Raw genomic sequence first — 12577 nt, 5'->3', positions numbered from 1 at the left:
CTGCACCCGCTGGCGATGGCCGGGGTGGACCACCACTCCGACTTCCGGGCCGACCCGACCGGCCGGCTGCACCGCACCGCCCGCTTCGTCACCACCACCACGCTCGGCTCCACCGAGGCGGCCCGGCAGGCGATAGCGGCCGTCCGCCGGATCCACCCGCACATCCGGGGCACCGCCCCCGACGGCCGGCCGTACCGGGCCGACGACCCGGCCCTGCTCACCTGGGTGCACACCGCCGAGGTGGCCTGCTTCCTGACGGGGTACCAGAGCTTCGCCGCCGAGCGGCTGACCCCGGCCGAGTGCGACGCCTACCTGGCCGAGTACGCCGTGGTGGCCGAACTGCTCGGCGCCACCGGCGTGCCCACCTCGCAGGCCGGGGTGCGCGCCTATCTGACCGGCGTGCGGCCCCAACTGCACGCCGTACCGGCCGCCTTCGACGTGCTGCGGCTGCTGCGCGACTTCGGGCGCTCCCCGCGCGAGCGGCTGGCGGTCCGGGTGCTCACCAACGCCGCGCTGGCGGTGCTGCCGCCCTGGGCCCGGGCCGAACTGGGCGTCCGCCGCCCGGCGCTGGTGCGCTCCGGCTGGGACCTGCCGCCGGCCCGGGCGCTCGGGCGGGTGATGGTCTGGGCCTGTGGCCCGTCCCAGATCAGGGCCGCCGCCGTCCGGCGGGCCACCGCGCCCGCCTCGGACGCGGCCTGACCCACCGTCACCGCCGGTCACGCCGCCGGGGCCAGCTCGCGGACGGCCTCGGCCACCGCGCGGTAGTCGTTGCGCAGGATCTTGGAGTGGTTGCTCTTCACCTTGGCGCTGATCTCCACGTTCGGGCTGGCCTCGGCCACCTTCCGGAAGTCCGCCCGGATGCCCTCCATCAGCTCGGCCGCGGCGCCGAGGTTCCCGCCGGAGGCGAGCACGTACCGGACCGGGGTCTGGATCCGCTCCAGCACCGGCACCAGGACACCGGTGGCGCAGACCTCGTTGGCCTCGATGTTCACCTCGGCGTGCTGGGTGGCGCTCATCTTCGCCGCCATCCCGAACAGCCGGGCCACCGGGAAGAGCGGGCCGAGCTTGCGGAACAGCTTGCGGATGTGTGCCCGGCCGGCCTCGTCCAGCCAGTCGTTCGGCAGCGCGCCGTCCACCGAGACCACGCCCTGGGCCTGACCGGGGTTGCGGTCCGCCCAGTTGATGCCGATCGCCGCGCCGTAGGACCAGCCGACCAGCACCGGCCGGTCCGCCTCGGTGATGCCGCGCGCCGCCAGCACCGCGCTCACGTCCCGGACGCAGGCGTCGAAGGAGTAGTCGGCCGAGCGGCCGGAGCGGCCCCGGGCCCGGGCGTCGAAGGTGATGTGCCGGTAGCCGTCGCCCAGTTCGGCGATGACGCGGCGCCAGTGCGAGGTGTCGGCGTAGCAGCCGTTCAGGTAGACCACCGGACGGCCGGCGCCGCCGGTGTCGCTGACGTGGAGGGTGGTGTCCTCGACCTGCACGGTGCCGGTCCAGGCGTTGGTGGCGGTGGTGGTGACGGTGCTCATGGCTGTGTTCTCCCTGGGTGTGTGACGGACGGTCAGAGGCTGCGGGCGGCGATGTCGCCGTAGGAGGTGGTGGCGCGGATCGCGAGGGTGGGGTCGCCCGCGTTCCGCAGGGCGTTGCCGACCCGGCCGTACGCGGTGCCGGCGTCCAGCGAGGCGGAGACGCCGCGGGCCGCGCCGACGGTGATGTCCCCGGCCTCGGTGCGCAGCGCGAGGCTGCCCCCGTGCGCCTCGGCGACGGTCAGGTCGCCCTTGGTGGTGGTGAGTTCGGCGCTGCCGGTGAGGCGGGCCAGATGGATGTCGCCGGCCTGGAGGGTGAGCCGGGCCGCGGCGGCCTCGTCGAGCTTCACGGTGCCGGCGGCCCCGGTGAAGACGACCTCCCCGAGCCGGCCGACCCCGCGCAGGTCGGCGGCGGCGGCCGTGGCCTCCACCCGGGAGCCGGCCGGCAGCCGCACGGTGACCTCGACCGAGCCGCCCGGCCCGAAGGCCCGCTTGGCCGCCTCCGGGGTGCTGACCCGCAGCACGCCGTCGCGGTAGTCGACCACGGTCTGCTCGGCGGCCTTCACGTCGCGGCCGCGGCCCGGGGTGGCCGGGCGGACCTCGACGGTGGTGTCGGCGCGGTCGGCGGCGATCAGCTGGATGCGGCCGGCCGCGACGTCCAGGACGGCGGTGATCGGGGTGGTGGTGGCGAAGGTCTGCATGGTGTCCTGCTCCTGCGTCGTCGTCGTTTCTGACTTCGCAAACGCTACGTTGCACTCACTGATCCGACAACACCTTCATTGCACGGCCTGGCCATTTTCCCAGCTCAGGGCGGCAAAATCATTGCAACGCCCTCCCGGGCAATGCAACGAAACGTTGCAATGGAATGACGGCTAACGCTATGCTGGCGCTCCCCGTCGAGAAGTCGAGAAGGAGACCGCGATGCCGGGCGGCAGACTCACCCAGCAGGAACGCCAGCAGATCGCCCTCGGCCTGGCCGACGGCCTCGCCTACGCGGAGATCGCCAGACGGCTGGACCGCCCGACCTCCACCGTCACCCGCGAGGTCATGCGCAACGGCGGCCCCACCTCCTACCGCGCCGACCTCGCCCACCGCGCCACCGAGCAGCGCACCCGCCGCCGCACCCCCGCCACCCCCAGGACCCGCGCCGACCTCCCCCAGGCCCACGGCCGGGACGCCGAGGCGGTGCGGGCCTTCGAGGAGCTGCTCACCACCGTCCTGATGGCCTCCGGCACGCCGAAGATGATGGCCCGGGTGCTGGCCTGCCTCTACATCACCGACTCCGGCAGCCTCACCGCCGCCGAACTGGCCCAGCGCCTCCAGGTCAGCCCCGCCTCGATCTCCAAGGCCATCGCCTACCTCGACCAGCAGGGCCTGGTCCGGCGCGAGCGCGACGAGCGGCGCCGCGAGCGCTACGTGGTCGACGACGACGTCTGGTACCAGTCGATGATCGCCAGCGCCGAGGGCACCACCCAGCTCGCCAACGCCGCCCGCGAGGGCGTGGGCGTGCTCGGCCACGAGACCCCCGCCGGCACCCGGCTGGAGAACATCGCCCGCTTCGTCGACTTCGTCTCCGAGAGCATCGTCCGGGCCGCCGAACAGGCCCGCGAGATCCTCCACACCAAGCCGGAGGCCGACTGACCTCCGCCCGGGGGCCCTGCCCGGTAATTCGATTGACCCGCCCGGCGGCCGACGCTGCACTGTGGCGGGGCACCGCGCACGGCGACGCCCCGCACCACACCGGGGAGACCGTGGCAGACATGCAGATCCGTCCCACCACCGCCGAGGACCTCGACCTCTTCGTCGAGACCATGTACTCCGCCTTCGCCCGCTTCCCGGACGGCCCGGCGGACACCCCAGGCAGCTGGTTCTCCGCGCTGGAGCCCGAGCGCGGCCTGTTCGCCTTGGACGAGACCGGCCGGCCGGTCGGCACCGCCAGCGCCTACACCTTCGAACTCACCCTGCCCGGCGGGGCGTTGACACCGGTCTCCGGCGTGAGCGCGGTCGGCGTCCTGCCCACCCACCGCCGCCGCGGCGTGCTCACCGCCCTGATGCGCCGTCAACTCGCCGACCTGCGCGCCCGGGGCGAGCACCTCTCCGTCCTGCTCGCCTCCGAGGCCACCATCTACCGCCGCTTCGGCTACGGCCCCGCCACCTACACCGGCCGCCTCACCGTCCCGCGCACCCAGGCCGCCCCCGCCCCGTCCCGGGCCGGCCGCCCCGACACCGGCACGGTCGAGATCCTCCCCCGCGACCGGTGCACCCCGCTCCTGGAGCAGGTCTACGACCGCTACCGCCGCACCCAGCCCGGCGCCCTCTCCCGCCCGCCCCGCTGGTGGGCCCGCGGCGCCGGCCAGCCCCCCGTCGCCCCGGCCGCCCGGTACGTCGCCCTCCACCGCGACGCCTCCGGCACCCCCGACGGCTACGCCACCTACACCCTCAACGAGCCCGACACCCTGGTGGTCGACGAGACCATCGCCGCCGACGACGCGGTGGTCACCGCCCTCACCACCTTCCTGCTCGGCCACGACCTGGTCTCCAAGGTGGTCTTCAAGCACTTCACCCCCGACCACCCCCTGCGCTGGCAGCTCGCCGACCTCCGCGCCGCCCAGGCCACCCACTACGACGACTGGCTCTGGGTCCGCCTCCTCGACGTCCCCGCCGCCCTCACCTCACGCACCTACCCCGTCGACACCACCCTGGTCCTCGACGTCACCGACCCCTTCCTCGCCGAACACCACCGCTACGCCCTCACCACCCACGCCGGCACCGCCACCTGCACCCCCACCGACCTTCCCCCCGACCTCACCCTCGACATCAGCGACCTCGCCTCCCTCTACCTCGGCGGCACCCCCGCCTCCACCCTCGCCCGCGCCGGCCACATCCACCCCCACACCCCGGACGCCGCCCCCCGCGCCGACGCCCTCTTCCGCACCGAACGCCCCCCGCACTGCCTGCACTGGTTCTGACCGACCGTCAGGTGACGTCGCGGGTCATGTCGACGAAGCGGGAGTAGTGGCCCTGGAAGGCGACCGTGATGGTGGCGGTGGGGCCGTTACGGTGCTTGGCGACGATGAGGTCGGCCTCGCCGGCGCGGGGGGACTCCTTCTCGTAGGCGTCCTCGCGGTGGAGCAGGATGACCATGTCGGCGTCCTGCTCGATGGAGCCGGACTCGCGGAGGTCGCTGACCATCGGCTTCTTGTCGGTGCGCTGCTCGGGGCCACGGTTCAGCTGGGAGAGCGCGATGACCGGGAGCTCCAGCTCCTTGGCGAGGAGCTTGAGGTTACGGGACATGTCCGAGACCTCCTGCTGGCGGTTCTCGGCCCGCCGGGAGCCGCCGGACTGCATCAGCTGGAGGTAGTCGATGACCACCAGCTTGAGGTCCTGACGCTGCTTCAGGCGGCGGCACTTGGCCCGGATCTCCATCATCGACAGGTTGGGCGAGTCGTCGATGAAGAGCGGGGCGGCGGTGACGTCGGGCATCCGCCGGGCGACCCTGGTCCAGTCGTCGTCGGTCATGTTGCCGGAGCGCATGTGGTGCAGGGCGACCCGGGCCTCCGCCGAGAGCAGGCGCATGGCGATCTCGTTGCGCCCCATTTCGAGGGAGAAGATGACGCTGGGCAGCCCGTTGGTGATCGAGCAGGCCCGGGTGAAGTCCAGCGCGAGCGTCGACTTGCCCATCGCGGGACGGGCCGCGATGACGATCATCTGGCCGGGGTGCAGGCCGTTGGTCAGCGCGTCCAGGTCGGCGAAGCCGGTCGGCACGCCGGACATCTGGCCCTGCCGGGACCCGATCGCCTCGATCTCATCGAGCGCGCCCTCCATGATGTCGGCCAGCGGCGCGTAGTCCTCGCTGGTGCGCTGCTCGGTGACGGCGTAGATCTCGGCCTGGGCGGCGTTGACGATCTCGTCCACGTCGCCCTCGGCGGCGTAGCCCATGCCGGCGATCCGGGTGCCGGCCTCGACCAGCCGGCGGAGCACGGCGCGCTCGTGCACGATCTGGGCGTAGTACTCGGCGTTGGCCGCGGTGGGCACCGAGTTGACCAGGGTGTGCAGGTAGCCGGGGCCGCCGACCCGGGTGAGCTCGCCGCGCTTGGTGAGCTCGCCGGCCACGGTGATCGGGTCGGCCGGCTCGCCGCGGGCGTAGAGGTCGAGGATGGCGCCGTGGACGAGCTCGTGGGCGGGCCGGTAGTAGTCGGCGGGCTTGAGCACCTCGACCACGTCGGCGATGGCGTCCTTGGACAGCAGCATGCCGCCGAGCACGGACTGCTCGGCCGCCAGGTCCTGCGGGGGCACCCGTTCGAAGCCGTCGGCCTGCGGGCGGTCGTCGCCGTCTCCGTCGCGACGGCGTCCGCCGCCCTTGCCGAAGGAACCCTTGCCCTTGCCGAAGCCGCCTTCGCCGCGGCCCTCGCCCCGGCCCTCGCCGCGTTCGCCGTCGCGGCGGCTCACCGGGAGGCGGTCACCTGGTCCGTCCGGGAACGGCCCCGGCGGGAAGGCGTCGTCGGACGGCTGCCAGTCGTCCTCCGGGGGCGGGGGCGCATCGTGGTCGTCGTACTGGGGGCCGGTCACCAGCCAACGCTACCAAGCGGTTATCCACAGGGCGTGTGGACAACCTTCCCCATGCTGTGGAGAACTCACCGATTCCTGTGCACAACCCTGTGGACACCCCCGAGTGACCCTCGCCACGCCCACCCTGACCTGCGAGGACTCGCGTTCCCCGGTGTGATGAGAAATCGTCCACGGACTTCCCCGGGCGGCCGTGCCGCCGTTCGATCACCGTTTCGAGTAATGGATGGACAACCCTTGCACCACTTACCTGTGGATGAGTAGCCTTGGCCGAATGAGATCCGCCACGCCCCGCCGCCGACACGACCGGGAGATCCTCGCCCTCGCCGTCCCGGCCTTCGGCGCCCTGGTCGCCGAACCGCTCTTCCTGATGGCCGACTCGGCCGTCGTCGGCCACCTGGGCACCGCCCAGCTGGCCGGCCTGGGCGTCGCCACCTCGCTGCTCGCCACCCTCACCGGCGTCTTCGTCTTCCTGGCCTACGCGACCACCGCCGCGGTGGCCCGCCGGATCGGCGCCGGGGACCGCCGGGCCGCCGTCCAGCAGGGCATCGACGGGATCTGGCTGGCCCTGCTGATCTCGGCCGGCCTGGTGCTGCTCACCCTGCTGTTCGCCCCGCAGGCCGCCGAACTGCTCGGCGCCTCCGACACCGCCGCCCCGTACGCGGTGACCTACCTGCGGATCAGCGCGCTCGGCATCCCGGCCATCCTGCTGGTGCTGGCCGCCACCGGCGTGCTGCGCGGGCTCCAGGACACCCGCACCCCGCTCCGGGTGGCGATCGCCGGCTTCACCGCCAACCTGCTGCTCAACCTCCTGCTGGTCTACGGCGCCGGCCTCGGCGTGGCCGGCTCGGCCTGGGGCACCGTGCTGGCCCAGGCCGGGATGGCCGGCGTGTACGTCGCGGTGGTGGTCCGCGGCGCCCGCCGGGAGGGCGCGGGCTTGCGGCCGGACCTGCCCGGCATCCGGGCCAGTGCCCGGGCCGGCGGCCCGCTGCTGGTCCGCACCCTCAGCCTGCGCGCCGTGCTGATGCTGGCCACCGCGGTCGCGGCGGGCCTGGGCGACGTGCAGATGGCGGCCCATCAGATCGCCTTCACCATCTGGACCTTCCTGGCCTTCGCGCTGGACGCCATCGCCATCGCCGGCCAGGCCATCGTCGGCCGCTACCTGGGCGCCTCGGACGTGCCGGGCACCCGGGAGGCCACCCGCCGGATGATCGAGTGGGGCCTCGGGGTCGGCGTGCTGCTCGGCCTGCTGCTGGTGGTGGCCCGCCCGCTGTACGTGCCGCTGTTCACCGAGGACCCGGTGGTCCGCGAGCAGGTCTCCCGGGTGCTGCTGGTGATCGCGCTGGCCCAGCCGGTGGGCGGGGTGGTCTTCGTGCTGGACGGCGTGCTGATGGGCGCCGGGGACGGCCGCTACCTGGCCTGGGCCGGGCTCGGCACGCTGGCCGTGTTCGCCCCCGTGGCGCTGCTGGTGCCGGCCCTGGGCGGCGGGCTGACCGCGCTCTGGTGGGCGATCGACCTGTTCATGCTGGCCCGCTGCGCCTTCCTCTGCCTGCGGGTCAGGACCGACCGCTGGCTGGTGACCGGAGCGGTCCGGGGCTGACCCGGCGCCGGGACGGCACCCAACCGGTACCCGGACGACGAACGGCCCGGCTCCCCCGAGGGGGAACCGGGCCGTTGACGCTAACGCGTGGTTCAGGCGGAGACGACGGCGACGTCGAGGTTGGCCTGGACGTCGGCGTGCAGCTTGACCGAGACCTTGTGGGTGCCCACGGTCTTGATCGGCGAGGCGATCGCGACGGCGCGCTTGTCCACGGCCGGGCCGCCGGCGGCCTTGATGGCCTCGACGACGTCGGACTGGGTCACCGAGCCGAACAGACGGCCGGCCTCGCCCGAGCGAACGGCCAGCTTGACCTGGACGCCCTCGAGCTTGCCCTTGACCTCGTTGGCGGCCTCGAGGGTCTGGATCGAGTGGATCTTGCGGGCGCGACGGATCGCGTCCACGTCCTTCTGACCGCCCTTGGTCCAGCGGATGGCGAAGCCACGCGGAACCAGGAAGTTGCGGGCGTACCCGTCCTTGACCTCGACGACCTCGCCGGCCGAGCCGAGACCGGGGACCTCGTGAGTGAGGATGATCTTCATTCTTCGGTCACCCTCTCTTAGCGCGTGGTGGAGGTGTAGGGCAGCAGCGCCATCTCACGGCTGTTCTTCACGGCCGTGGCGACGTCACGCTGGTGCTGGGTGCAGTTGCCGGTCACCCGGCGGGCACGGATCTTGCCGCGGTCGGAAATGAACTTCCGCAGCAGGTTCGTGTCCTTGTAGTCAACGTACTTGACCTTGTCCTTGCAGAAGACGCAAACCTTCTTCTTAGGCTTGCGAGCAGGCGGCTTCGCCATTGTGCGCTCCTGTGAATACGAAATCTGTCAGCATGACCGGACTCGGAGAGCCCGGCACGCACCGCTTTAGAACGGAGGCTCTTCCGAGTAGCCGCCACCGCCGGCCGGGGCACCCCAGCTGCCGCCGCCGCCCTGGTTGCCACCAGAGGACGGAGCGCTGGACGCCCACGGGTCGTCGGACGGACCGGACTGGCCGCCACCGGAGTTTCCACCCCAGTTGCCGCCGCCCTGCTGGCCGCCACCGCCGCCCCAGGAACCGCCCTGGCCGCCGGAGCCACCCTGCTGACCGCCGCCGCTGAAGCCACCGCCGCCGCCGGGACCGCCGGAGCGGTTGGCGCGGGTGACCTTGGCGGTCGCCGATCGCAGGCTCGGACCGACCTCGTCGACCTCGACCTCGAAGACCGTCCGCTTCTCGCCTTCCTTGGTCTCGTAAGACCGCTGGCGCAGTCGGCCCTGCACGATGACGCGCATGCCGCGCTGCAGCGACTCGGCCACGTTCTCCGCCGGCTGACGCCAGACGTTGCACGTGAGGAAGAGGCTCTCGCCGTCCTTCCACTCGTTGGTCTGGCGGTCGAAGGTGCGCGGGGTGGACGCGATACGGAACTTCGCGACCGCCGCACCCGACGGGGTGAAGCGCAGCTCGGGGTCGTCGACGAGATTGCCGACGAGGGTGATGACGGTCTCGCCTGCCATGGATGGTGACCTCTCGGAAAGAAGTTCTGCGGTGCTCGTCCGCTGTTTCACGTGAAACAGCGGGCGTGAACCTGCCCGACGCCTAGGGCGTCAGGACGTGGCTCAGTGGGTGTCCGGGCGCAGGACCTTGGTCCGCAGAACCGACTCGCTCAGGCTGAGCTGGCGGTCGAGCTCCTTGACGACCTCGGGCGTGGCCTTCAGGTCGATGACCGAGTAGATGCCCTCGGACTGCTTGTTGATCTCGTACGCCAGGCGACGACGACCCCAGGTGTCGATCTTCTCGACCTTGCCGCCGCCGTTACGGACGACGTTCATGAAGGACTCGATCAGCGGGGCGACGGCGCGCTCCTCGACCGAAGGGTCGAGGATGAGCATCAGCTCGTAGTGACGCATGGGTAACCCACCTCCTTTGGACTCAGCGGCCACGGTCTCTCCGTGGCAGGAGGGTTGTGCAGCGTCGGCACCGGTGTCCGGACGACGCACCGAGAACGTTAGCCCTCGGCACTGACATCCACCCCCGGCCCGGTGAAGGGCAGACGGGGGCACAAGTACACCAGTGCAGACCGCACAGCCTACCTGCACCCGGACGGCCGAACAAAACGCATAGGGGTTGTGATCCACCACCCAATCGCCGCAATCTGGACAGAACGGCTCTTCACCCGGGAGGTGGGCCCCATGGCACAGACCGTGCGCCGCACGCCGCCGTTCACCCTCAACACCGATGGACACGCACACCCCATGGAGAACGCGCTGGTCGGGGTGGCAGCCGTCCTGGGCCTGGTGGCCTTCACGACGGCGTTCTTCCACAACCTGCACCTGATCAGCTCCTGGACCGGCCTGTTCGGCATCGTGGTCGGTCTCTGGGGGCAGTTCGTCTCGGTCACCACGGCCGAGCGCTTCGTCCTGATGGTCTCGATCGGCGCCGCCGCGGTCGGTTTCTACCTCGGCGTCGCCCACGGAGGACTCTGGGGCGCGTGACCGGCCCCCGCGCGCTGGTCCGTCGCCATCCGACCGGTCCGACCGCGTAACCTCCGACGCCCTCCCCGCGTACACACCGCGAGGGGGGCGTCCCCCTGCCCGCACCTGCCCACCCGCAGCCGTCCGACCGGCCCGGAGCACTGCGCCCGAAACGGACCATTCGGGCGATAGGGTCACCCTGGACCGGCCGACCTAGGAGGAGCACCCCAGCATGAGCCTGCGTCTGAGGACGATCACCCGCGAGGAACACCTGGCCTTCGTCCGGGCCCGCCCCTCGGCCAGTCACATGCAGGTTCCGTCCTGGGGGGACGTCAAGAGCGAGTGGCGCACCGAGAGCATCGGCTGGTTCGACGCCTCGGACCAGCTGGTCGGTGCCGGGCTGGTGCTCTACCGCCAGCTGCCCAAGCTCAAGCGCTACCTGGCCTACCTGCCGGAGGGCCCGGTGATCGACTGGTTCGACCGGGACCTGGACCGCTGGCTGGACCCGATGCTGGCGCACCTCAAGGGACAGGGCGCGTTCTCGGTCAAGATGGGGCCGCCGGTGGTGATCCGCCGCTGGAACGCGCCCACCATCAAGGAGGCGATCGCCGGCAAGCAGGCCAAGCGCCTGCGCGACCTGGAGCCGGACTGGTACGAGCCGCGCGCCTTCGAACTGGCCGACCGGCTGCGCAGGTCCGGCTGGCTGCAGGGCGAGGACGGCGGGGCCGGCTTCGGCGACGTGCAGCCGCGCTACGTGTTCCAGGTGCCGCTGGCCAACCGCTCCCTGGACGACGTGCAGAAGGGCTTCAACCAGCTCTGGCGGCGCAACATCAAGAAGGCCGAGAAGAGCGGCGTCGAGGTGGTCCAGGGCGGCTACGAGGACCTCGCGGTCTTCCACAAGCTGTACGTGGTGACCGCCGAACGGGACCACTTCACCCCGCGCCCGCTCTCCTACTTCCAGCGGATGTGGACCGCCCTCACCACCGAGGACCCCAACCGGATGCGGCTCTACCTCGCCTACCACGAGGGCGAACCGCTGGCCGCCACCACGATGCTGACGGTGGGTGAGCACGTCTGGTACTCCTACGGCGCCTCCGCCAACCACAAGCGCGAGGTCAAGCCGTCCAACGCGGTCCAGTGGCGGATGATGCGCGACTCCTACGCGCTCGGCGCGAGCATCTACGACCTGCGCGGGATCAGCGACACCCTGGACGAGGAGGACCACCTCTTCGGGCTGATCCAGTTCAAGGTCGGCACCGGCGGCCAGGCCGCCGAGTACGTCGGCGAGTGGGACTTCCCGCTCAACAAGCTGCTGCACAAGGCGCTCGACCTCTACATGTCGCGCCGCTGAGCCGGCCCCGCCCCGTCTGACCCACCCTCACCACCTCGGGGAGAACGCCCAGATGACCCTCTCGCTCCAGCTGGACACCGCCCGCTGGCGGGCCCACCAGCGCTCCGTGCTGGCCGAGTTCCCCGGTCTGGTGCCGGTGGCCAAGGGCAACGGCTACGGCCTCGGCAACCTCCGCCTCGCCGAGGAGGCCCGGCTGCTCGGCACCGGGCTGCTCGCGGTCGGCACCGCCGAGGAGGCGGTGGCGGTGGCCGGGGCCTTCGAGGGCGAGCTGCTGGTGCTCACCCCGTACCGGATCGGCGAGGACTCGCTGCCCCCGGGCCTGGCCGGGCGGGTGATCCGGACGGTGGCCCACCTGGAGGCGGCCCGGGCGTTGCCGCCGGGCAGCCGGGTGGTGGTGGAGTGCATGACCTCGATGCGGCGGCACGGCGTCTCGACCGCCGACCTGGCCCGGCTGCCGGTGGACGGGCTGCGGCTGGAGGGCTTCGCCCTGCACCTGCCGCTGGACCGGCCGGACGGCTCCGACCCGGTGGCCGAGGTGGCCGGCTGGGTGGCGGCGGTGGCCGCGGCCGGGCTGCCCACCGGCCGGTTCTTCCTCAGCCACCTCGGCTCGGCCGACCTGGCCCGGCTGGCCGGCCGGTACCCGGAGACCGACTTCCGCTCCCGGATCGGCACCCGGCTCTGGCTCGGCGACGTCGGTGCGCTCACCTCGCTGGCCACCGTCATGGACGTCACGCCGGTGGCCAAGGGCGACCGGTACGGCTACCGCCAGCACCGGTCACCCTCCGACGGCCACCTGCTGGTGGTCTCCGGCGGCACCGCGCACGGGGTCGGCCTGGAGGCGCCCAAGTACGTGCACGGCATGCTCCCCCGGGCCAAGGGCCTGGCCCGGGCCGGCCTGGCCACCGTCAACCGCACCCTCTCGCCCTACGCCTGGGACGGGCGCCAGCTCTGGTTCGCCGAGCCGCCGCACATGCAGGTGAGCATCCTCTTCCTGCCCGGCGGCGCCAAGCCCCCGGCGATCGGCGACGAGCTGGAGCTGAACACCCGTCACACCACCACCCACTTCGACCGGGTGGTCGACGCGTAGGGGTTGG

General features: G+C 72.1%; 14 protein-coding genes. 7 read left to right on the top strand and 7 right to left on the bottom strand.

The window, feature by feature from the left end; genetic code table 11:
- The coding region (locus ACZ6ZR_RS26970) for an oxygenase MpaB family protein (protein WP_465646499.1) at positions 1 to 699 on the top strand (699 nt) is incomplete at its 5' end.
- A 17-nt stretch (positions 700 to 716) separates the two neighbouring features.
- Here ACZ6ZR_RS26970 and ACZ6ZR_RS26965 read toward each other — a convergent pair.
- On the bottom strand, positions 717 to 1526 hold the full coding sequence (locus ACZ6ZR_RS26965; protein ID WP_465646497.1) for an alpha/beta hydrolase: 810 nt from the start codon (positions 1524 to 1526) through the stop codon (positions 717 to 719).
- Positions 1527 to 1558: 32 nt separating this feature from the next.
- Positions 1559 to 2224: a DUF4097 family beta strand repeat-containing protein gene (locus tag ACZ6ZR_RS26960; RefSeq protein ID WP_465646495.1), complete on the bottom strand. Its 666-nt coding sequence runs from the start codon at positions 2222 to 2224 to the stop codon at positions 1559 to 1561.
- A gap of 220 nt (positions 2225 to 2444) precedes the next feature.
- Here ACZ6ZR_RS26960 and ACZ6ZR_RS26955 point away from each other — a divergent pair, with 220 nt between their 5' ends.
- Together ACZ6ZR_RS26955 and ACZ6ZR_RS26950 are read left to right on the top strand one after the other, a co-directional pair.
- Positions 2445 to 3164: a GbsR/MarR family transcriptional regulator gene (locus ACZ6ZR_RS26955; protein ID WP_465646493.1), complete on the top strand. Its 720-nt coding sequence runs from the start codon at positions 2445 to 2447 to the stop codon at positions 3162 to 3164.
- A 119-nt stretch (positions 3165 to 3283) separates the two neighbouring features.
- Positions 3284 to 4492: a GNAT family N-acetyltransferase gene (locus ACZ6ZR_RS26950; RefSeq protein ID WP_465646492.1), complete on the top strand. Its 1209-nt coding sequence runs from the start codon at positions 3284 to 3286 to the stop codon at positions 4490 to 4492.
- 7 nt (positions 4493 to 4499) lie between these two features.
- Here ACZ6ZR_RS26950 and dnaB read toward each other — a convergent pair whose 3' ends face one another.
- Positions 4500 to 6092: a replicative DNA helicase gene (gene dnaB / locus ACZ6ZR_RS26945; protein ID WP_465646490.1), complete on the bottom strand. Its 1593-nt coding sequence runs from the start codon at positions 6090 to 6092 to the stop codon at positions 4500 to 4502.
- A gap of 271 nt (positions 6093 to 6363) precedes the next feature.
- Here dnaB and ACZ6ZR_RS26940 point away from each other — a divergent pair, with 271 nt between their 5' ends.
- Complete coding sequence (locus ACZ6ZR_RS26940; protein ID WP_465646489.1) at positions 6364 to 7689, top strand: MATE family efflux transporter; 1326 nt, start codon at positions 6364 to 6366, stop codon at positions 7687 to 7689.
- Positions 7690 to 7781: 92 nt separating this feature from the next.
- On the opposite strand, the gene rplI is transcribed toward ACZ6ZR_RS26940, so the two are convergent.
- From rplI to rpsF, 4 genes are all read right to left on the bottom strand, one after another.
- Complete coding sequence (gene rplI, locus ACZ6ZR_RS26935) at positions 7782 to 8228, bottom strand: 50S ribosomal protein L9 (protein ID WP_465646487.1); 447 nt, start codon at positions 8226 to 8228, stop codon at positions 7782 to 7784.
- A gap of 17 nt (positions 8229 to 8245) precedes the next feature.
- Entirely contained in the window at positions 8246 to 8482 is a 237-nt protein-coding gene (gene rpsR, locus ACZ6ZR_RS26930) for a 30S ribosomal protein S18 (RefSeq protein WP_465646485.1), read from the bottom strand.
- A 66-nt stretch (positions 8483 to 8548) separates the two neighbouring features.
- Positions 8549 to 9175 (bottom strand): single-stranded DNA-binding protein, encoded by a 627-nt coding sequence (locus tag ACZ6ZR_RS26925; RefSeq protein ID WP_465646483.1) that lies wholly within the window; start codon positions 9173 to 9175, stop codon positions 8549 to 8551.
- A gap of 102 nt (positions 9176 to 9277) precedes the next feature.
- Positions 9278 to 9568, bottom strand: coding sequence for a 30S ribosomal protein S6 (gene rpsF / locus ACZ6ZR_RS26920; RefSeq protein ID WP_465646481.1), 291 nt, complete (start codon positions 9566 to 9568; stop codon positions 9278 to 9280).
- Between the two features lie 282 nt (positions 9569 to 9850).
- Between rpsF and ACZ6ZR_RS26915 the strand changes: the two genes are divergently transcribed.
- From ACZ6ZR_RS26915 to ACZ6ZR_RS26905, 3 genes are all read left to right on the top strand, one after another.
- The gene (locus ACZ6ZR_RS26915) at positions 9851 to 10153 is read left to right on the top strand and encodes a hypothetical protein (protein WP_465646479.1); all 303 of its coding nucleotides are present in this window, start codon (positions 9851 to 9853) and stop codon (positions 10151 to 10153) included.
- A 211-nt stretch (positions 10154 to 10364) separates the two neighbouring features.
- A complete protein-coding gene (locus ACZ6ZR_RS26910) occupies positions 10365 to 11483 on the top strand; it encodes a lipid II:glycine glycyltransferase FemX (RefSeq protein WP_465646477.1) in 1119 nt (372 codons plus the stop codon).
- A gap of 52 nt (positions 11484 to 11535) precedes the next feature.
- Entirely contained in the window at positions 11536 to 12570 is a 1035-nt protein-coding gene (locus ACZ6ZR_RS26905; protein WP_465646475.1) for an alanine racemase, read from the top strand.
- Positions 12571 to 12577 lie beyond the last annotated feature (7 nt).

The organism is Kitasatospora sp. NPDC088742 (genome assembly GCF_055584905.1).
The sequence above is the reverse complement of the archived record's forward strand: the minus strand, read 5'-3'. Positions and strand labels throughout refer to the sequence as shown.